Annotated in this window: 21 protein-coding genes; 14 read left to right on the forward strand and 7 right to left on the reverse strand. The window is 74.1% G+C overall.

The features are described 5' to 3' along the window. The first annotated feature begins 59 nt into the window (after window positions 1-59). From J3R08_RS11825 to J3R08_RS11845, 5 genes are all read left to right on the forward strand, one after another. Window positions 60-1,256 carry a mechanosensitive ion channel family protein gene (locus tag J3R08_RS11825; RefSeq protein WP_043325015.1) on the forward strand — a complete coding sequence of 399 codons (1,197 nt, stop codon included), beginning with the start codon at window positions 60-62 and terminating at the stop codon, window positions 1,254-1,256. 242 nt (window positions 1,257-1,498) lie between these two features. Next, window positions 1,499-1,933, forward strand: coding sequence for a phage holin family protein (locus J3R08_RS11830; RefSeq protein WP_043325014.1), 435 nt, complete (start codon window positions 1,499-1,501; stop codon window positions 1,931-1,933). After that, window positions 1,930-2,271: a DUF3618 domain-containing protein gene (locus tag J3R08_RS11835; protein ID WP_043325013.1), complete on the forward strand. Its 342-nt coding sequence runs from the start codon at window positions 1,930-1,932 to the stop codon at window positions 2,269-2,271. The genes J3R08_RS11830 and J3R08_RS11835 overlap by 4 nt, the downstream gene beginning before the upstream one ends. After that, complete coding sequence (locus tag J3R08_RS11840; RefSeq protein ID WP_043325012.1) at window positions 2,268-2,540, forward strand: DUF4235 domain-containing protein; 273 nt, start codon at window positions 2,268-2,270, stop codon at window positions 2,538-2,540. Before J3R08_RS11835 ends, J3R08_RS11840 begins: the two co-directional genes overlap by 4 nt. A 287-nt stretch (window positions 2,541-2,827) precedes the next feature. Beyond that, window positions 2,828-3,031, forward strand: a complete 204-nt coding sequence (locus J3R08_RS11845) for a cold-shock protein (protein WP_007075740.1) — start codon at window positions 2,828-2,830, stop codon at window positions 3,029-3,031. An 81-nt stretch (window positions 3,032-3,112) separates the two neighbouring features. On the opposite strand, the gene J3R08_RS11850 is transcribed toward J3R08_RS11845, so the two are convergent. Together J3R08_RS11850 and J3R08_RS11855 are read right to left on the reverse strand one after the other, a co-directional pair. Further along, on the reverse strand, window positions 3,113-3,301 hold the full coding sequence (locus J3R08_RS11850; protein ID WP_043325011.1) for a hypothetical protein: 189 nt from the start codon (window positions 3,299-3,301) through the stop codon (window positions 3,113-3,115). 82 nt (window positions 3,302-3,383) lie between these two features. Beyond that, window positions 3,384-4,367, reverse strand: coding sequence for an aldo/keto reductase (locus J3R08_RS11855; protein WP_064448742.1), 984 nt, complete (start codon window positions 4,365-4,367; stop codon window positions 3,384-3,386). A gap of 84 nt (window positions 4,368-4,451) precedes the next feature. On the opposite strand from J3R08_RS11855, the gene J3R08_RS11860 reads away from it, so the two are divergent. Both J3R08_RS11860 and J3R08_RS11865 read left to right on the forward strand, forming a co-directional pair. Then, window positions 4,452-5,243, forward strand: coding sequence for a trans-aconitate 2-methyltransferase (locus J3R08_RS11860; protein ID WP_209961139.1), 792 nt, complete (start codon window positions 4,452-4,454; stop codon window positions 5,241-5,243). Further along, entirely contained in the window at window positions 5,240-6,265 is a 1,026-nt protein-coding gene (locus tag J3R08_RS11865) for an adenosine deaminase (RefSeq protein WP_043325009.1), read from the forward strand. Before J3R08_RS11860 ends, J3R08_RS11865 begins: the two co-directional genes overlap by 4 nt. Here J3R08_RS11865 and J3R08_RS11870 read toward each other — a convergent pair. The 3 genes from J3R08_RS11870 to J3R08_RS11880 form a co-directional block, all read right to left on the reverse strand. Then, a complete protein-coding gene (locus J3R08_RS11870) occupies window positions 6,222-6,497 on the reverse strand; it encodes a hypothetical protein (protein WP_113973165.1) in 276 nt (91 codons plus the stop codon). The two genes, J3R08_RS11865 and J3R08_RS11870, sit on opposite strands and share 44 nt — an antisense overlap. A 225-nt stretch (window positions 6,498-6,722) precedes the next feature. Then, window positions 6,723-8,111, reverse strand: coding sequence for a HAMP domain-containing sensor histidine kinase (locus J3R08_RS11875; protein WP_176722905.1), 1,389 nt, complete (start codon window positions 8,109-8,111; stop codon window positions 6,723-6,725). 29 nt (window positions 8,112-8,140) lie between these two features. Then, window positions 8,141-8,830, reverse strand: a complete 690-nt coding sequence (locus tag J3R08_RS11880; RefSeq protein WP_064448739.1) for a response regulator transcription factor — start codon at window positions 8,828-8,830, stop codon at window positions 8,141-8,143. 73 nt (window positions 8,831-8,903) lie between these two features. On the opposite strand from J3R08_RS11880, the gene J3R08_RS11885 reads away from it, so the two are divergent. Continuing rightward, the gene (locus J3R08_RS11885; RefSeq protein ID WP_064448738.1) at window positions 8,904-9,833 is read left to right on the forward strand and encodes an ADP-ribosylglycohydrolase family protein; all 930 of its coding nucleotides are present in this window, start codon (window positions 8,904-8,906) and stop codon (window positions 9,831-9,833) included. A gap of 143 nt (window positions 9,834-9,976) precedes the next feature. On the opposite strand, the gene J3R08_RS11890 is transcribed toward J3R08_RS11885, so the two are convergent. After that, window positions 9,977-10,918, reverse strand: a complete 942-nt coding sequence (locus J3R08_RS11890; RefSeq protein ID WP_209961141.1) for a DUF1775 domain-containing protein — start codon at window positions 10,916-10,918, stop codon at window positions 9,977-9,979. Between the two features lie 202 nt (window positions 10,919-11,120). Here J3R08_RS11890 and thrS point away from each other — a divergent pair, with 202 nt between their 5' ends. From thrS to J3R08_RS11910, 4 genes are all read left to right on the forward strand, one after another. After that, the gene (gene thrS / locus J3R08_RS11895; RefSeq protein WP_209961143.1) at window positions 11,121-13,142 is read left to right on the forward strand and encodes a threonine--tRNA ligase; all 2,022 of its coding nucleotides are present in this window, start codon (window positions 11,121-11,123) and stop codon (window positions 13,140-13,142) included. 10 nt (window positions 13,143-13,152) lie between these two features. Next, window positions 13,153-13,713: an HIT domain-containing protein gene (locus J3R08_RS11900; RefSeq protein ID WP_043325006.1), complete on the forward strand. Its 561-nt coding sequence runs from the start codon at window positions 13,153-13,155 to the stop codon at window positions 13,711-13,713. A 32-nt stretch (window positions 13,714-13,745) separates the two neighbouring features. Further along, entirely contained in the window at window positions 13,746-14,414 is a 669-nt protein-coding gene (locus tag J3R08_RS11905) for a hypothetical protein (RefSeq protein WP_209961146.1), read from the forward strand. 264 nt (window positions 14,415-14,678) lie between these two features. Then, complete coding sequence (locus J3R08_RS11910; protein WP_176722759.1) at window positions 14,679-15,680, forward strand: aldo/keto reductase; 1,002 nt, start codon at window positions 14,679-14,681, stop codon at window positions 15,678-15,680. A 30-nt stretch (window positions 15,681-15,710) separates the two neighbouring features. On the opposite strand, the gene J3R08_RS11915 is transcribed toward J3R08_RS11910, so the two are convergent. Next, window positions 15,711-17,867, reverse strand: a complete 2,157-nt coding sequence (locus J3R08_RS11915; protein WP_064448894.1) for an elongation factor G-like protein EF-G2 — start codon at window positions 17,865-17,867, stop codon at window positions 15,711-15,713. A 252-nt stretch (window positions 17,868-18,119) separates the two neighbouring features. Here J3R08_RS11915 and pgsA point away from each other — a divergent pair, with 252 nt between their 5' ends. Both pgsA and J3R08_RS11925 read left to right on the forward strand, forming a co-directional pair. After that, the gene (pgsA, locus tag J3R08_RS11920) at window positions 18,120-18,740 is read left to right on the forward strand and encodes a phosphatidylinositol phosphate synthase (protein ID WP_069087653.1); all 621 of its coding nucleotides are present in this window, start codon (window positions 18,120-18,122) and stop codon (window positions 18,738-18,740) included. After that, window positions 18,737-19,669: a phosphatidylinositol mannoside acyltransferase gene (locus J3R08_RS11925; protein ID WP_064448893.1), complete on the forward strand. Its 933-nt coding sequence runs from the start codon at window positions 18,737-18,739 to the stop codon at window positions 19,667-19,669. The genes pgsA and J3R08_RS11925 overlap by 4 nt, the downstream gene beginning before the upstream one ends. Window positions 19,670-19,680 lie beyond the last annotated feature (11 nt).

The following is a 19,680-nucleotide window of genomic DNA, read 5'->3' on the forward strand; positions in this document are numbered from 1 at the left end:
CGCCGGGCACCATTGGGCCTTTGCGCCCGATTCCGCCCGGTCGGAGGGAGAGAGAGTTCGTGCAGAGTTACGTCGTGACCATCGCCGCCGCGCTCGCCGCGGCGGCGATCGCGTTGGTGCTGGCCCAGGTGGTGCACCGGGTCACCCGCCGGCTGGGCCGCCGCTCGCTGCTGATGACCGAGCTGACCGAGCACGCGCACCGCGCGTTCCAGGTGGCCGCCACAGTGGTCGCGGTGCAGATCGCGGTGCGGTTCACCACCCTGTACGCGGTCGGCAGCCCGTGGCGGCAGTTCGTCCTGCACACGCTCGTGCTGGCGATGATCGCCGCCACCGCCTGGCTGGTGGCCTCGCTGCTGGTGGTGGCGGAGGACACCGCGCTGGCCCGGTTCCGGGTGGACGTGCCGAACAACCGGCACGCCCGCCGGGTGCGTACCCAGGTGGTGCTGCTGCGCCGGCTGACCATCGCGGTGATCGTGATCCTCACCGTCGGCGTCATGCTGATGACGTTCCCGGCCGTACGCGGCGTCGGCGCGGGTGTGCTGACCTCCGCCGGTGTGATCGCCGCGGTCGCCGCGCTGGCCGCGCAGAGCCTGCTCGGCAACGTCTTCGCCGGTCTCCAGCTCGCGTTCAGCGACGCGGTGCGGCTCGACGACGTGGTGGTGGTCGAGGGCGAGTGGGGCCGGATCGAGGAGCTGACGCTCAGCTACGTGGTGGTGCAGGTCTGGGACGACCGCCGCCTGATCCTGCCCACCTCGTACTTCACCAGCCGGCCGTTCCAGAACTGGACCCGGACCGAGGCGGCGGTGCTCGGCACCGCCGAGTTCGACCTGGACTGGGCCATCCCGGTGCAGGCGATGCGGGAGGAGCTGCGCCGCCTGTGCGAGGGCACCGAGCTGTGGGACGGGCGGGTCTGCGTGCTCCAGGTGACCGACGCGACCGGCGGCATGGTCAAGGTCCGCGCGCTGGTCAGCGCCGCCGACGCGGGCAGCCTGTGGGACCTGCGCTGCCTGGTCCGTGAGCACCTGGTGACCTGGGTACGCGACCAGCGCCCGACCGCCCTGCCCCGGCTGCGCGCCGAGGTGGGCGACGCCACCGGCCCCCTGCCCTGGCAGGCGGCGCAGCCGCGCCGCCCGGTCCGCCGCCCGGCCGGCACCGAGGCGCCCGACGACGCGCGGGTCTTCGGCGGCAGCGACGACGGCGAGGCGCGCAGCGAGGTGTTCGTGGGCCGCGAGGACCACGCCGAGGCGCGTCGCTGACCCCGTACCCCCGATCGGGGACCCCGGCTGCCCACGGCGCCGGGGGTTCCCGCGTTCGGGCGGCTTTCCGGCCGGACGGGTTTGGCCGGACGGTTGCGGGGGACGTGGTGCGCACGCCCCGGATCCGGCGCTCACGGCGCCGGGTTCCGGCGGCGCGCGGCCGGGCGGACCGGCCGCGCCGCGCAGGATTGACGGGCGGCGACTCCGGGCATACAGCGCGGTGATGACGAAAGGAGGACAGCATGGCTGACGTCGCGAGTCGCAGCACGTCCCGGACCGGGAACGAGCCGTCCACCGCGGAACTGGTCCAGCGCGCCACCGAGCAGGTCACCCGTCTGGTACGGGACGAGCTGGCGCTGGCCCGGGCGGAACTGACCCAGAAGGGCAAGCACGCCGGGATCGGGATCGGTCTGTTCGGCGGCGGCGGGGTGATGGCGCTCTACGGCGCCGGCGCCCTGGTCGCCACCGTGATCCTGCTGCTGGCGCTGGTCATGCCGGCGTGGCTGGCGGCCCTGATCGTGGCGGTGGCGTTGTTCCTGCTCGCCGGGATCCTGGCGCTCGTGGGCAAGAAGCAGGTCAGCCGTGCCGTCCCGCCGGTGCCCGAGGCGGCCGTCCGTAGCGTGCGGGCGGACGTCGACACGGTCACCGCCGCGGTGAAGGACGGGAGACGGGCATGACCGGCAACGGAACCGGGGACGTGGCGGCGCTCCGGGAGGAGATCCGCCGGACCCGGGTGGAACTCGGTGAGACGATGGAGCTGCTCGCGGCCAGGGCCGACCCGAAGGCGCTGGTGCGGCACTCCGCCGAGGCGGCGAAGGCGCGGATGCGCGAGCAGGCGTCGCTGACCGCGGCCCGGGTGCGCGGGCGGGCGGCGGAGCGGGCCCGGCTGGTCCGGGCGCAGGCGTACGAGAAGGGTGAGGCGGTCGGGCGTAACCCGTTGCCGTGGGCGGCCGTCGCGGCCGGGGCCCTGGTGACGGTGGTGGTGCTGGCGATCGTCCGAGGGAGGCGCAGGTGAGCGGGAAGATCGGCAAGGCGGCGTACAAACCGGTGGGGGTGCTGCTCGGCCTGGCCGCCGGTACCGTCGCCGGCGTGATCTTCCGCCAGGTCTGGAAGTTGACAGCGGGCGACGGCGAGGCGCCGAGCGCCACCGACGAGGACCGCCGCTGGGGCGAGGTGCTCGCCGCCGCGGCCCTGCAGGGCGCCATCTTCTCGGTGGTGCGGGCCGCCGTCGACAGAGGTGGAGCGGTGGGCGTGCGCCGGTTGACCGGTCGCTGGCCGGACTGACGAAAGGCCGGAAAGGCCCCTTTCCCGAGCGCGGGAAAGGGGCCTTTCGCATGGCTCCGGCGGGGCCGCGCAGCGGCGTCGGCGCGACCTTCAGGTCACATGTCGGAGAATTTCGTCCGCTAGGCTGTGCGAAGTTTTTGCGTACGTGGTTTGCTGTCTCACGCTGTTGAGAGACGCGTGGGTTGAGAGAAGTCTCCGGTACTGGGGGCCGCCTCAGGCGCCGCTGCTCGAAAACGGCCAATCGGCCGCACGGCGTGCTCGGCCGCCAGTTTTAGAAGGAGATACACATGGCGCAGGGAACCGTGAAGTGGTTCAACGCTGACAAGGGCTTCGGCTTCATCACCGTCGACGGCGGGGGTGCTGACGTGTTCGTCCACTTCTCGGCCATCCAGACCAGCGGCTACCGCACGCTGGAGGAGAACCAGCGGGTGGAGTTCGAGATCGCCCAGGGTCAGAAGGGTCCGCAGGCCGAGCAGGTCCGCCCCATCTGAGCTGACCGCACCGGCCGCGCCGGCCGGTGCCGGAAGCCCCGCATCCCGTACGGGAGGCGGGGCTTCGCCTTGCCCGGCGCCTCAGCGGCGGGCACGCATGCCCCACCACAGCCCGACGAGTCCGATCAGGATCAGCACCGCGCCCACGTACGCCCAGAGCCGCTCGTCGCTCAGCGCGCTGCCCTCGACATACCCGAGCCCGAGCACCGTCCACAGCGCACCCAGCACCACGGCGAGCAGCCCCACTGTGAGCCGGAACCAGCCCCTCATCGTTCCCCCTCCGACGACGACAGTTCCGCTCCAGCATGCCCGGCGGCGCGGGCGGCCGGCGACGCCGCGCCGACCGGCCGGCTCACCACCGGTCGTGCACCTGCGGGCGGATCAGCTCGTCGTAGGCGGCCCGCACCGCGGCCAGCTCCACGTCGGTCAGTGCCGGCTGGCCGGCTGCCTCCGCGTTGCGCCGCGCCTGCTCGGGGGAGCGGGCGCCGGGGATCACCACCGTCACGCCCGGCTGGTCGAGGATCCAGCGCAGCGCGAACTGCGCCATCGTGCGGTCGTCGCCGACCAGCGGCGCGAGCCGGCGCACCGCGGCCAGGCCCAGGTCGTAGTCGACGCCGGAGAACGTCTCGCCGACGTCGAACGACTCACCGTGCCGGTTGAACGTGCGGTGGTCGTCCGCCGGGAACGTGGTGTTCTCGTCGTAGCGGCCGGAGAGCAGGCCGCTGGCCAGCGGCACCCGGGCGATGATCCCGACCCCGGCGGCAGCGGCGGCCGGCAGCACCTGCTCCAGCGGCTTGTGCCGGACCGCGTTGAGGATGATCTGCACGCTCGCCACCCCGGGCCGGGCGATGGCGGTGAGCGCCTGGTCGCAGGTCTCCACGCTGACGCCGTACCCGGCCACGCGCCCCTCGGCGACGAGCGTGTCGAGGGCGTCGAAGACCCGGTCGTCGGCGAAGACGGCGGTGGGCGGGCAGTGCAGCTGCACCAGGTCGAGCGTGTCGACGCCGAGGTTGGCGCGGGACCTGTCGGTCCAGGCCCGGAAGTTGTCGAGTGTGTACGCCTCCGGCGTCTGCTCCACCCGTCGGCCCATCTTGGTGGCCACGGTGAGCCCGTGTCCGGGGCGGGAGCGCAGGAACCGGCCGATCAGCGCCTCGCTGCGGCCGTCGCCGTACACGTCGGCGGTGTCCAGGAAGGTGACGCCCGCGTCGACGGCCGCGGCGAGCACGGCGAGCGCCGCGTCCTCGCTGACCTCGCCCCAGTCCGCGCCGAGCTGCCACGCGCCGAGTCCGATGATGCCGACGTGCCGGCCGAGCCGGTCGAAGCTGCGCTGTTCCACCCGGTCGAGCCTAGTGAGCCGCTTGCCGTGGCGCGCGGCGGGCCGTACGGTCTAACAAGACGTACGTACGGTTTGGAGGCTGTCATGTGGGATCCGCGCACCTACCTGCGCTACGGCGACGAGCGCTCCCGGCCGTTCCACGACCTGCTGGCCCGGGTCGGCGCCGAGTACCCGCGTGCCGTGGTCGACCTCGGCTGCGGCCCCGGCACGCTCACCGCCACGCTCGCCGGCCGCTGGCCCGGCAGCCGCGTCACCGGCCTCGACTCCTCCCCGGAGATGATCGCCCGGGCGAGCGCCGAGAGTGGACCGGTCGGCTACGCCGTCGCCGACGTCCGCGACTGGCGGCCCGAGCCCGACGTCGACGTGCTGGTCGGCAACGCCGTGCTCCAGTGGGTGCCGGAACACCGCGACCTGCTCCGTCGCTGGGCGCACGCACTGCCGGCGGGCGCCTGGATGGCGTTCCAGGTGCCGGGCAACTTCGACGCGCCGTCGCACCGGCTGCTGCGCTCCGTCGCCGCGCGGGAACCGTGGCGCGACGCGCTCGCCGGCAAGCTGCGCGAGGCGCCAGTCGACGAACCCGTCGGCTACGCCACGCTGCTGACCGGCGCGGGCTGCGCGGTCGACGCCTGGGAGACTACGTACGTGCATCTGCTGCCCGCCACCGGCGCCGACCACCCGGTGCTGGCCTGGATGGAGGGCACGGCGCTGCGCCCGGTCCGCGCCGCGCTGGACGCCGCCGGCTGGGCCGCCTTCCGCGCCGAGCTGGGGGTACGGCTCGCGCAGGCGTACCCGGTGCGGCAGGGTCAGGTGTACTTCCCGTTCCGCCGGATCTTCATGGTGGCCCGCACCGGCGCCCGCGCAGAGGAGAACTCGTGACCGACCTGCCCACCTTCATCGCCGGACTACCAAAGGTGGAGCTGCACGTGCACCACGTCGGCTCCGCCTCGCCCCGGATCGTCGCCGAGCTGGCCGCCCGGCACGAGGGGCGCAGCCCGGTGCCGGCCGACCCGGAGGCGCTCGCCGACTACTTCGCGTTCCGCGACTTCGCCCACTTCATCGAGGTCTACCTCAGCGTGGTGGACCTCATCCGCGACGCCGACGACGTCTGGCTGCTCACCCACGAGGTCGCCCGGGAACTGGCCCGCCAGCAGGTCCGGTACGCCGAGCTGACCGTCACGCCGTACTCGCACGTGAACCGGGGCATCCCGGCGCCGGCGTTCTGCGAGGCCATCGAGGACGCCCGCAAACGCGCCGAGGCCGACTTCGGCATCGCGCTGCGCTGGTGCTTCGACATCCCCGGCGAGGCCGGCCTGCCCGCCGCCGAGCAGACGCTGCGGATCGCGCTCGACGAACGACCCGACGGGCTGATCAGCTTCGGCCTCGGTGGCCCCGAGATCGGCGTGCCCCGGCCGCAGTTCAAGCCGTACTTCGACCAGGCGCGGGCGGCCGGGCTGCGCTCGGTGCCGCACGCCGGTGAGACCACCGGCCCGGAGACGATCTGGGACGCGCTGCGCGAACTGGGCGCCGAGCGGATCGGCCACGGCATCTCCGCCGTGCAGGACCCGGCGCTGCTGACCTACCTGGCCGAGCGGCGGATCCCGCTGGAGATCTCCCCGACCTCCAACGTGCGCACCCGGGCCGTGCCGAGCATCGACGCGCACCCGCTGCCCCGGATCGTCGAGGCCGGCGTGCCGGTCAGCATCAACTCCGACGACCCGCCGATGTTCGGCACCACGCTCAACGACGAGTACGCGGTGGCCGCCCGGCTGCTGCGACTCGGCCCGGACGGCGTCGCCGCGCTGGCCCGCGACGCGGTCGCCGCTGCGTTCCTGCCCCCGGCCGAGCAGGCCCGGATCAGCGCCGAGATCGACGCGTACCGGGCGAGCGCGGCACGCTGAGCGGCCGTACCGGCGTCGGCCGCCGGGAGCCCCGGGGCGGCCGACGCCGCGCGGTCAGCATCACCCCGGCCAGGGCCAGCGCGGACAGCGCGGCGGCCGGACCTGATGCGACAGCCGCTGGCCGGACCGGGCCGTGGGCGAGCACCGGGTCCTGCCAGAAGGCGAGCGTGAGGGCGATGCCCAGGCCGATCACGGCGGCCCAGCGGAGCAGACGGCCGACGGTCGGCGTCATGACGGTCACCTCGCCCGGAACGACGGGAGAGCGCGCGACGGGAGCGAGGTGTGGGGGGACCGAACTCCCGCCGCGCGCACCGATCCGTCGGCCGAAAGGTGTTACGGGGCGTCCCGGCCGACGGAACTGATGGGTTCTGTCGGTAATCCTGGCAGTTCACGGCGGTTTCCCGGCCGTCGTTAAACCACCTTTAAGGAGAACTTGCGCCGGCCCACAGTCAAGGCGTCAGCGCGGACGCGGCCAGCGCCGCCCGGCACGCGGCTCGCGGGCGTCCCGGGCCATCCGTCCGACCAGCCCGAACCGGTTCACCGGCCGGGGCGCCGCGTCCGGGTCGGCCAGCAACATGACCACGCTGGCCCCGCCCAGCCGGGCCCGGTCGATGCTCACCGAACCGTTGGCCTGCAACGCGACCCGTTTGGCGATGTCCAGCCCGAGCCCGGTGGAGCCCTGGTCGCTCTCGCCCCGGCGCAGCGCCCGGTCCGGGTTCGGGATGCCCGGCCCGGCGTCGTCGATCCGGATCGCCACCCAGCCGTCCCGGCGGCTCACCGCCACCTCGAACGCGGTGCCCTGCGGCGTGTACCGGAACACGTTGCCGATCACCGCGTCCAGCGCGGCGGCCAGCTCGGCGCGCGGCACCGGCGCCGGGATGCGCAACTGCGCACCGACCACCCGGTGCGGGCGGTTCTGGTCCCCGGCCAGCGCCGACCAGAACACCATCCGGTCCCGCACCACCTCGCTGACGTCGCACGACGCCGGCGCCGACTCCTGGCTCACCGCCTTGCGGGTCGTCTTGATCAGCTGGTCGACCTCGCCCTCCAGCGTGACGATCGCCTGCCGGATACGCCGGATGCCACGCCGCCGGTCCAGCTCCGCCTCACTGAACGTGCCGATGCTCGTGTCGTCGGACTCCAGCGCCTCGGCGTCCAGCCGCAGCGCGGTCAACGGCGTCCGCAGCCGGTGCGACAGGTCGGCGACCAGCTCGTGCTCGTCGGCACGCAACGCGACCAGCCGTTCCGTCATCCGGTTGAACGCGTGCCCGGCCTCGGCCAGCTCGCGCGGTCCGGTCGGCTCGACCCGTACCCCCAGCTCGCCGTCACCCACCGCGAGCGCCGCCTTGACCAGGTCGCCGGTGGCGTCCACGGCCCGGGCCGCCACCCGGTCGACCACCACCACCGCCGCGCCGACCAGCGCCAGCGCAATCCCGAGCAGCAACAGCCAGCGGCCCCCGCCCTCGTCGAGCGCCTCGTCGGGTACGAAGACCTCCACCACGGCGACCCGCTCGCCGAGCACCACCGGGTCCAGCCGCAGCACCCCGCCGTCCACCTCGGTCACCACCGAACGCCGCTGCGCGGCGGCGTCGGCGAGCGCTGCCGCGTCGGCCCGGCCGGCGGACTCGTCCGCCCCGATGCCGTGCACCACCGGGCGCAGCGCCGGGTCGTCGCCCGCCGCGGCGGCCACCGCCCGCTCGACAGCAGCGGTGTCGGTGCTCACCGCCAGGGCCCCGGTCACCAGCGCGGCGCGACGCGCGGCGTCGGCCAGTTCCGCCTCCCGGGCCCGGTCGGCGAGGGTGAGCCCGAGCGGGACGAGGAAGGCGAGCGCGATCAGGCCGCACATGCCGGCGGTGAGCCCGGCCAGCGTCAGCCTCAGTCCGGCGCCACCAGCCGGAAGCCGACCCCCCGCACGGTGCGCAGGTAGCGCGGCTTCGCCGCGGACTCGCCCATTTTGCGGCGGAGCCAGTACAGGTGCACGTCGATGGTCTGGTCCTCGCCGACCGATGGCTGCCGCCATACCTCCTCCAAGAGTTCCCGCCGGGACACTACCCGGCCGGGACGCGCGGCGAGATACGCCAGCAGGTCGAATTCCTTGCGGGTCAGCGCCAGCGGCTCCCCGTCCAGCACCGCGCTGCGCTCACCCACGTCGACCCGCAGGCCGCCGACCGTGTGCACGGCCGGCGCGACGGTACGGCTGGCCCGCCCGGCCCGCCGCAGCACAGTGGTGATCCGGGCGTCCAGGTGCGCGCCGGTGAACGGCTTGACCATGTAGTCGTCCGCCCCGGCGCGCAGCAGACGCACCACGGACTGCTCGTCGTCGCGGGCGGTGGCGATGATGATCGGCACGTCGGTGATGCCGCGCAGCATGCGCAGCGCGTCCGAGCCGTCCAGGTCGGGCAGACCGAGATCGAGCACCACCAAATCCGGTGTCTCGGCGGCGACCCGGCGCAGCGCGTCGAGCGCGGTGCCGACGGCGTGCACCGCGTGCCCCCGGTCGGTGAGCGACCGCAGCATGGCGCCGCGCACGACGTGGTCGTCTTCGACCAGCAGGACGGTTGCCACGTCAGCACCGTACTCGTCGTGGCAAGCCGGTCGCGTTGCGGCGGTCCGGCGAAGCGGGCAAGCTGGGACGGCGATGACGTTCACGCTCTTCCCCGACACCCGCCTCACGCTCGCCCGCGACGCGCTGGCCGGCCTGTCGGTGGGCGACGCCCTCGGCTCCCAGTTCTTCGTTCCCGGCCGGCGCCCGGACGACCTCGCCGCCGGCCGGCTGCCCGCCCCGCCGTGGGAGTGGACCGACGACACCGAGATGGCCTGCTCGGTGGTGGCCGAACTGGCTGCCGGGGCACGGATCGACAGGGACCGGCTGGCGTTGGCGTTCGCGCAGCGCTGCGAGCCCTACCGGGGGTACGGGCCGGGCGCGGTGAGGGTGCTGCGGCTGATCCGTACCGGCACGCCGTGGCCGGTGGCCGCCGCGTCCGCGTTCGACGGGCAGGGCTCCTGCGGCAACGGCGCGGCCATGCGGGTCGCGCCGCTCGGCGCCTGGCACGCCGACTCCACCCGGCGCGCCGCCGAGCAGGCCCGGGCGTCGGCCGAGGTGACCCACGCCCACCCGGAGGGCGTCGCCGGCGCGGTGGCGGTCGCGGTGGCCGCCTCGCTCGCCGCCCGCGCCCGCCTCGACGGCGGCCGGCCCGAGCCGGCCCGGCTGCTCAGCGCCGTCGCCGGGGCGCTCGACCCGGCCGGGGAGGTGCACCAGGGGGTACGCCGGGCCGCCACGCTGCTCGGTCGTCCCGCCGCCGAGGCGGCCGACGCGCTCGGCAACGGATCCCGGGTCACCGCGCAGGACACCGTGCCGTTCACGCTCTGGGTGGCGGCCACGCTGCTGCACGACTATCCCGCCGCGATCCGCGTCTGCGTGGAGGCGGGCGGCGACGTGGACACCACAGCCGCGATCGTGGGCGGGATCGTTGCCGCGTACACCGGGGTCGGCGGGCCCGGCGGCGTGCCGCAGGACTGGCTGACCGCGCGCGAGCCCCTTCCCGGCTGGGTCACCACCCCCGCCTGACCCGTCCCACCCGCACCCGCGCTCGCGGTCCGCCGCCGTAGGAGTCCGAGATCTTGGTACGGAACGGCCCTCCTGGGGGCCGTTCCGTACCAAGATCTACTGTGGTCTCGCATCGGTGCTCCCGCTTGCTGGGCGGGCGGCGGTCAGGGGCGCGTGGAGGCGGTGCCGGCGGTGACGGCTTCGGAGGTCGCGCTCTCAAGGGCTGCGTTGCCGACGCGGGGCACGCTGTCTTGGGTCGCGGTGGCGTCGGGAGGTGTGCGGCGCTCGGGGGCCGCGGTGGTGTCGTCGAGCGGCAGGGTCATGGCGTCGCGCCGGCGGCGGCTGAGCAGCCAGCCGATCGCCGCGCCGCCGGCCAGTCCGGCGAGCAGGCCGCCGCCGAGCAGCAGGTCCGCGCTCGGCCCGTCGTCGGCCGTGCCGGCCGTCGGCGCGCCGTTCGGGGCACCGTTCTGAGCACCGCCCTGCACCCCGCCCTGGGCTCCGCCCGCCGCGCCGTGACCGCCGTGCGCGCCGCCGTTCGCGCCGGGGTCGCCGTTGTGCGTCATGGTGCCCGGCAGCGGCGGCAGCAGGTCGACGGTCGGCGCCGGGTGCTTGCCGCCCGCCGGGTCGGCCCACTGCACGACGGTGCCGTCGGCGTACGTCTGGGCCACTGTGAACGTGAGCCGGTCGGTGGCGGGCATCGGACCCATGCCGAGCGGCAGCCGGGCCGCTCCGGCGCCGGTGCCGGGCACCCGCAGCCAGGTCACCGAATGGGTCACCTGGTTCAGTTCGGCCGCGTGCATGCCGGGGACCGGCTGGTCCAGGGTGCGGGTGGTGATGGTCGGCGCCCAGTCCGGCACCGACAGCGGGTACACCTCGCCGATCGGGGCGTCCGGGGGCATGGTCAGTTCGATCTTCGTGGTGCGGGTGCCGGGGCGGTCCGCCGGCACCACCACAGACAGCTGGATCGCGTCGCCCTGGCGTACCTCGGCGGGTGAGGTCGTGACCGTGACCCCGGCCGCGCTCGCCGCGCCCGGCCAGCTCACCGCTCCGGCGAGCGCGGCGGCCAGCAGCGCCGCCGCCCACCGGCCCTGACGAATCATCCTCATCGTGGCCCCCATCCATCTCGACCGGGGCCGGTCCGGCTCCGGCCCCACCTGGTAGTTCGGGCGGCGGGGCGAAAAGGTTCAACGCGGGCCGAACTCGTTGCCGGCGGGCAGCGGCGTCGGCGACGGCACGCCTCGGGGCGACCGATAGCATCGCAGGGGCCGGTCACCGGCCGATCCGTACCGTCGACGACTAGGAGTCACCGTGTCCGCACCCCGTACCCCCGTCGTGGCCGACCCCGTCGTCGTCGCCGCCGGGACCACGGCGGCCGACGCGGTGGCCGCGGCCGGCCTGCCGATGAGCGGGCCGAAGGCGATCGTGGTGGTCCGCGATCCGCAGGGCCAGCTGCGCGACCTGGACTGGCGTCCGGCCGAGGAGGTCGCGGTCGAGCCCGTCGCGCTGGACAGCCCGGACGGGCTGAACGTGCTGCGCCACTCCACCGCGCACGTGCTGGCCCAGGCGGTGCAGGACGTCTTCCCGGAGGCGAAGCTCGGCATCGGCCCGCCGATCGAGAACGGCTTCTACTACGACTTCGGCGTCGACAAGCCGTTCCAGCCGGACGACCTGGCCAAGCTCGAGAAGCGCATGCAGGAGATCGTCAAGTCCGGCCAGCGGTTCCGCCGCCGCCGGTTCGCCGACCTGGACGAGGCGCGGTCCGAGCTGGCCGCCGAGCCGTTCAAGCTGGAGCTGATCGAGGTCAAGGGGGAGGGGCTGGACTCCTCCGAGGTGATGGAGGTGGGCGGCGGCGAGCTGACCATCTACGACAACCTCGCCGCGAACGAGGACAAGGTCTGCTGGTCGGACCTGTGCCGCGGCCCGCACCTGCCGAACACCCGGCTGATCGGCGCGTTCAAGCTGATGCGCTCGGCCGCCGCGTACTGGCGCGGGTCGGAGAAAAACCCGCAGCTGCAGCGCGTGTACGGCACCGCGTGGCCGACCCGCGACGAGCTCAAGGCGTACCTGAAGCTCCTGGAGGAGGCCGCCCGCCGCGACCACCGCAAGCTCGGCGCGGACCTCGACCTGTTCAGCTTCCCCGACGAGATCGGCTCCGGCCTGCCGGTCTTCCACCCCAAGGGTGGCGTGCTCAAGCGGGTGATGGAGGACTACGTCCGGGCGCGGCACGTCGAGGAGGGCTTCGACTACGTCGGTACGCCGCACATCTCCAAGGAAGGTCTCTTCCACACGTCGGGACACCTGCCCTACTACAAGGACACGATGTTCCCGCCGATGGAGATGGAGGGCAGCGACTACTACCTCAAGGCCATGAACTGCCCGATGCACAACCTGATCTACCGGTCGCGCGGGCGGTCCTACCGGCAGCTGCCGCTGCGGCTGTTCGAGTTCGGCACGGTCTACCGGTACGAGAAGTCGGGCGTCATCCACGGCCTGACCCGGGTGCGCGGATTCACCCAGGACGACTCGCACTCCTACTGCACCCGCGAGCAGGCGCCGTCGGAGATCAAGCACCTGCTCGGCTTCGTGCTCAGCCTGCTGCGCGACTTCGGCATCGACGACTTCTACCTGGAGCTGTCCACCCGCGACGACTCGAAGCCGGACAAGTTCGTCGGGTCCGACGAGGACTGGGCGACCGCCACCGCCGTGCTGGAGCAGTGCGCGCTGGAGACCGGGCTGGAGCTGGTGCCGGACCCGGGCGGCGCGGCGTTCTACGGCCCGAAGATCTCCGTGCAGGCCAAGGACGCCATCGGCCGGACCTGGCAGATGTCGACGATTCAATACGACTTCAACCAGCCGAAGGGCTTCGGGCTGGAGTACCAGGCGGCCGACGGCACCCGGCAGCAGCCGGTGATGATCCACTGCGCCAAGTTCGGGTCGATCGAGCGGTTCATCGGCGTGCTCACCGAGCACTACGCGGGCGCGTTCCCGGCCTGGCTGGCGCCGGTGCAGGTGGTCGGCATCCCGATCCGCGAGGAGCACGGCGACTACCTGGTCGACTTCGCCGCGACGCTGCGCCGGCACGGCGTCCGGGCCGAGGTGGACCTGGGCGACGACCGGATGCAGAAGAAGATCCGCAACGCGCAGCAGCAGAAGATCCCGTTCATGGTGATCGCCGGGGACGACGACGTGGCCGCCGGCACCGTCTCGTTCCGCTACCGGGACGGCTCGCAGCGCAACGGCGTGCCGATCGACGAGGCGGTCGCGCACGTGCGCGAGGTGGTGGAGTCGCGCACCAACGCCGGTCCTGCCGCCGAGCGGGCCGGATCGTAGGATCGCCGGTGTGACAGGGGCGGAGCGGGACACCGGGTACGGCGGCGACAACGGTCTGGCGGACGGGCTGGACCGGCTCTGGACGCCGCACCGGATGACCTACATCTCCGGCGAGGACCGGCCCGAGGGCGGGTACGAGAAGCCGGCCGGCTGCCCGTTCTGCCTCGCGCCCGGGCTGCCGGCCGAGGAGTCCCTGGTGGTGGCCCGGGGCGAGCACGTCTTCGCGGTGCTCAACCTCTACCCGTACAACCCCGGGCACCTGCTGGTCTGCCCCTACCGGCACGTGGCCGACTACACCGAGCTGGACGAGCCGGAGACGGTCGAGCTGGCCGCGTTCACCAAGGCTGCCATGCGGGTGGTCCGGCACGTCTCCAGCGCGCACGGCTTCAACCTGGGCATGAACCAGGGTGGCGTGGCGGGCGCGGGCATCGCCGCGCACCTGCACCAGCACGTGGTGCCGCGCTGGGGCGGCGACGCCAACTTCATGCCGGTGATCGGCCGGACGAAGGTGCTGCCGCAACTGCTCGCCGACACCCGGGAGCTGCTCGCCAAGGCGTGGGCGGCGGCCTGACGCCGGCCCGTTCCGACAGTACGATCTTGCGCATGGCTCTCCTGCACCGCGCGGAACTGCGCCCCTCGAAACTGGAGCTGCTCGTACCCTGGCTGCCCGGCCGGTCCTGGTTCGCCGGGGAGGCGGGCGCGGAGGTCAGCCGCGTCGCGGCGTACCGGTTCGACGATCCGGCCGGTGAGGTGGGCGTCGAGACGCTTCTCGTGCGCGCCGGTGACGGCCCGGTGCTCCAGGTGCCGCTGACCTACCGGGGCGCGCCGCTGGCCGGGGCGGACGACTTCTTCGTGGGTCTCGTCGAGCACTCGGTGCTCGGCCGCCGCTGGGTGTACGACGCCTGCGGCGACCCGGTGTACCCGCCGCTGCTTGCTGCCGCAGTGCTCGCCGACGCCGGCCAGGCCGAGGAGTATTTCGAGGTCGACGGCAAGCGTGAGATGCGGCCGGCGAGCATGACGCTGACCGGGAGCCGGACCGGCCGCCCGGTGCCGACCGGTCCGGCTTCGACTGGTTCGGTGTCGGCTGGTTCGGTGTCGGCTGGTTCGGTTTCGACCGGCTCGGGTGACGGCGGCGTGACGGTGGTCCGGGTGGGGGACGTCGAGCTGGCGGTGGTCCGGCGGCCCGTACCGGCCGAGGTGCCGGGCTCCGGTGGGCTCACCGGCTCCTGGCCGGGCCAGGACGAGCCGGTGCTGCTGGTCTACGCGCGCTGACGGCTCGCCGGGCGGCGGCGTTCCTCCGCAGAGCCGGATCGGGAGGGATGACCTCGGACCGATATGCCTCAGAGGCATATTCATGACTCTCAGGCATATCGCGTTCACCGCGACTGTTCGCCGCCTGGCGTCACGCGGAGTGATCGCGCCCGGACTCTTCGGCTACGAACCGGCCCGCGATCGCCGGGAAGATGACAGGATGCGGCGGTGGCAGTCGACAAGCGACAGTTGGGGCGCAGCGGCATCGAGGTGAGCGCCCTCGGTATGGGGTGCTGGGCCATCGGCGGCCCCTGGGCCGAGGGCGCCCGCCCGCTGGGCTGGGGCCAGGTCGACGACGACGAGTCGGTACGCGCGATCCGCCGCGCGCTCGACCTCGGTGTCACGCTGTTCGACACCGCCGACACGTACGGCGCCGGGCACGGCGAGCGGGTGCTCGGCCGGGCGCTCGCCGGGCGGCGCGGCGAGGCCGTGATCGCCACGAAGTTCGGCTACACGTTCGACGAGAGCGCCCGGCAGGCCACCGGGGAGAACGCCTCGCCGCACTACCTGCGCCGGGCGGTGACCGACTCGCTGCGCCGGCTGGGCACCGACCACATCGACCTTTATCAGCTGCACCTCGGTGACCTGCCGCTGCCCCGGGCCGAGGCGCTCATCGGCACGCTCGACGACCTGATGGACGACGGCCTGATCCGGGCGTACGGCTGGAGTACCGACCGGGCCGACCGGGCCGCCGCGTTCGCCCAGGTCGCCCGGGGCGCCGCCGCCGTGCAGCACGCGCTGTCGGTGCTCCGCGACGCCCCGGCCATGCTCGACGCCTGCGACAAGCACGACCTGGCCAGCCTGGCCCGGGGACCGCTCGGGATGGGGCTGCTCACCGGCAAGTACACGCCGGAGTCGACGCTGCCCCGCGACGACGTACGCGGACTCGGGCCGACCTGGCTGGAGTGGTTCCGCAGCGGCCGGCCCGCCCCGGAGTGGCTGCGCCGGGTCGCCGCCGTACGCGACGCGTTGACCGCCGACGGCCGTACCCTCGCCCAGGGGGCGATCGGGTGGATCTGGGCGCGCAGCGGCCGCGCGGTGCCGATCCCCGGCGCCCGTACCGTCGCCCAGGTCGAGGAGAACGCGGCAGCGCTGAGCTGGGGTCCGCTCGCCCCGGACCACTTCGCCGAGGTGGAGCGGCAGCTGGCGGCGGTACGCTCGGCAGCCCTCCGGGACGCCGACCGCCCCCACTGGCCGATGCCCCCGGTCCCCGCCGTCCGCCCCTGACCCCGCGGCGGGTGGGCGGGGCGGGCGGGGTCAGTGGGAGGTGGACTCCTTGCGGGCCTGGTCGGCCAGGTGGGCGGGCATGGGGTCGTGGCGGGCGAACTCGCGGCGGAACGTTCCCGTGCCGGCGGTCATCGAGCGCAGCTCCACCGCGTACCGCAGCAGCTCCGTGGCGGGCACCTCGGCGCGGACCAGCGTGCGGCCCTCGGCGTCCGGGTCCGGCTCGGTGCCGAGCACCCGGCCACGCCGCCCGGACAGGTCGCCCATCACCGCGCCGACCGACGAGTCCGGCACCCGCACGGTGATCTCGTCGACCGGCTCCAGCAGGGTCGGCTGGCCCTTCTCGGCGGCGTCACGCAGCGCCAGCGCGCCGGCGGTCTGGAACGCGGCGTCGGAGGAGTCGACGCTGTGCGCCTTCCCGTCCACGAGCGTCACCCGCAGGTCCACCACCGGGTAGCCGGCGACCAGACCGCGTTCCATCTGCGCCCGTACACCCTTCTCCACCGACGGGATGTAGTTGTGCGGGACCGCGCCGCCGACCACCCGGTCGACGAACTCGAAGCCGGCGCCCCGGGGCAGCGGCTCCACCTCGATGTCGCAGACCGCGTACTGACCGTGGCCGCCGGACTGCTTGACGTGCCGGCCGTGCCCGCGCGCGGCGGCGCCGAACGTCTCGCGCAGCGGCACCCGGACCGGTTCGGTGTCCAGCTCGACGCCGCCGCCGCGCAGCCGGTCGAGCACCACGTCGGCGTGCGCCTCGCCCATGCACCACAGCACCAGCTGGTGGGTCTCCGCGTTGCGTTCCAGCCGCAGCGTCGGGTCACCGGCGACCAGCCGGGACAGGTTGCGGGCCAGCGCATCCTCGTCGGCCCGGCTGCGCGCCACGATCGCCACCGGCAGCAGCGGCTCGGGCATCTCCCAGGGCGCGACCAGCAGCGGGTCGTCCTTGGCCGAGATGGTGTCGCCGGTCTCCGCGCTGCCCGACTTGGTGATCGCGCACAGGTCACCGGCGACGCAGGCGGCCACCTCGCGCAGCGTCGCGCCCAGCGGGGTGTAGACGTGGCCGACCCGCTCGTCGGCGTCGTGGTCGGGGTGGCCGCGCTCGGCCATGCCGTGACCGGACACGTGGATGACCTGGTCGGGGCGGAGCGTGCCGGAGAAGACGCGCACCAGCGAGACCCGCCCGACGTGCCTGTCGACTGTCGTCTTGACCACCTCGGCGACGAGCGGGCCGTCCGGGTCGCAGGTCAGCGGCGGGCGGGGCGAGCCGTCCACGCCGGTGACCGGCGGCAGGTCGTGCTCCAGCGGCGACGGGAACGCCGCGACCAGGCCGTCGAGCAGCGCGTCCAGGCCCACGCCGGTCTCCGCGCAGACCGGCACCACCGGGTAGAAGTGGCCGCGGGCCACAGCGGTCTCCAGGTCGGTGATGAGCACCTCGGGGTCGATCTCCTCGCCGCCGAGGTAGCGGTCCATGAGGGTCTCGTCCTCGCTCTCCGCGATGATCCCCTCGATCAGCTCGTTGCGGGACTCCTGGATGGCCGGCAGGTGCTCCGGGTCCGGCTCGCGTACCTCCGGCGGCAGCCCGGCCGAGTAGTCGTACACCCGGCGGGTGATCAGGCCCATCAGGCCGGCCACCGACTCGCCGTCGTCGCCGAGCATCGGCAGGTAGAGCGGGAGCACGTTGTCGCCGAAGACGCGCTGGCACAGCGCCACCGCCTCGTCGAAGTCGGCCCGCGGGTGGTCCAGCCGGGAGACCGCCACCGCGCGGGGCATGTCGACGGCGGCGCACTCCTCCCACAGGGCGGCCGTGGCGGCGTCCATGCCGTCGACGGCGGAGACCACGAACAGCGCCGCGTCGGCGGCGCGCAGCCCGGCGCGCAGCTCGCCGACGAAGTCGCCGTAGCCCGGCGTGTCCAGCAGGTTGACCTTGACGTCGCGGTGCACCAGCGGCGCGCAGGCCAGGCTGACCGAGCGCTGCTGCCGTACGGCGGCGGGGTCGTGGTCGCAGACGGTGGTGCCCTCGGTGACGGCGCCGGCCCGGCCGATCGTGCCGCTGGCGGCCAGCAGCGCCTCGACGAGAGTCGTCTTGCCGGCGCCGGAGTGCCCGACGAGCACCACGTTGCGAACCCTGCCGGGCTCGGTCACCACCGGCGCGCCGCCGGTGACACCCTTCTCGTTCTTCTGCGCCATCGCGGCGCACCTCCCTCAACCGGTGGTGGTGGCGACCGCCGCGGGCGACGGGGGAGCGGACCCGGGACGGGCGCCGCGGCGATATCTTCCGGTGATCTCCTGCTGGCCGGGAACGCGGACCGGTGATCCGGTGAACTGGCTCACCTCCTGGCTCGATCTCACACCCGCGCGAGTGCGGGCACAAGGGCCGTCGGGCGGGTCGTGTGCCCGGCTGTGTCCCCGGCGGTTGCGGGCCGTTATCGTGGGACCGCCATGGCGAAGATCTTCCAAGTGACGGCCCGCGCGGGCATGACCCGCGTCGTGGAGCCGATCGCCCGTGCGCTGCTGCGTGCGGGCGTGTCCCCCAACGCGGTCACCGTGACCGGCACCGTCGGCGTGCTCGTCGGCGCGCTCGGCTTCGGCGCGCGCGGCCATCTGGTCGCCGGCGCGCTGATCGTCACGGTCTTCGCCCTCACCGACCTGCTCGACGGCACGATGGCGCGGATGAGCGGCGGGTCCACCCGGTTCGGGGCGTTCCTCGACTCGAGCATGGACCGGGTCGCCGACAGCGCGGTGTTCGGCGCGGTCGCGTACTGGCTGGCCACCGAGCACGACTACTCGGGCGTGGCGGCGGCGCTGATCTGCCTGGCCGCGGGCGGGCTGGTCTCCTACGTCAAGGCCCGCGCCGAGGGCCTCGGGATGACCTGCAACGTGGGCATCGCCGAACGCACCGAGCGGCTGCTCATCGTCGGCGTCGGCGGCCTGCTCACCGGTCTTGGCGTACCGCTGGCGCTGGAGATCGCGCTCTGGCTGCTCGCCGCCGTCTCGATCTTCACCGTCGGGCAGCGGATGGCCCACGTGTACCGCCAGGCCCAGCGGGTCGGCGTCGAGTGAACCTCACCGAGGCGGGCTTCGTCGCGGGCTGGCGCCTGATCCGGGCGCTGCCCCGGCCCGTCGCGGCCGCGGCCTTCCGGGCGGGCGCCGACCGCGCCCACCGCAAGGACGGCGGGGGTACGCGCCGGCTGCGCGCCAACCTGCGCCGGGTGGTCGGCCCGGAACTGCCCGACGCGGAGCTGGACGCGCTGGTGCGCGAGGGCTTGCGCTCGTACGCCCGGTACTGGATGGAGGCGTTCCGGCTGCCCGGCCTGAGCCGGGCGCAGATCCTCGCCGGGTTCCGCCTGGACGGGCAGGAACTGCTCGCCGCCGACGTGGCGGCCGGGCGGGGCGCGGTGGTGGCGCTGCCGCACGCCGGCAACTGGGACGCGGCCGGCGCCTGGGTGGCGGCCACCGGCTGGCCGATGACCACGGTGGCCGAGCGGCTCCCGGACGGCGTCTACGAGCGGTTCGTCGGGTTCCGGGAAGGGCTGGGCATGGAGATCCTGCCCAACACCGGCGGCCCGCGTCCCGCGTTCGACGTGCTGGTGGACCGCCTGCGCGCCGGCTACGTGGTGCCGCTGCTGGCCGACCGGGACCTGTCGGCCCGGGGCGTGGAGGTCGACTTCTTCGGCGGCCGGACCCGGATGCCGGCCGGGCCGGCGCTGCTGGCGATCCGCACCGGCGCGCCGCTCTACGTGGCCTCGATGTGGTACGAGCCGGACGCGGCGTGCGCGTCGATCGACGGCCCGCTGCCGCTGCCGGACCCGGACAGCGCCCCGCTGGACGAGCGGGTCCGCGCGGTGACGCAGCGGATTGCCGACGGTCTGGCGGCGGGCATCGCCCGGCATCCGCAAGACTGGCACATGTTGCAGCGGATGTGGCTGGACCAGGGCCGGGACGGTACGCCCACGTCGGCGGCGCCGCCGGCCACCACCGGGACGGTCTAGGGGGAGGGCGC

This window comes from Micromonospora sp. HB375, from assembly GCF_017872985.1.
In the GTDB taxonomy this organism is placed as follows: Bacteria; Actinomycetota; Actinomycetes; order Mycobacteriales; family Micromonosporaceae; genus Micromonospora; species Micromonospora chalcea.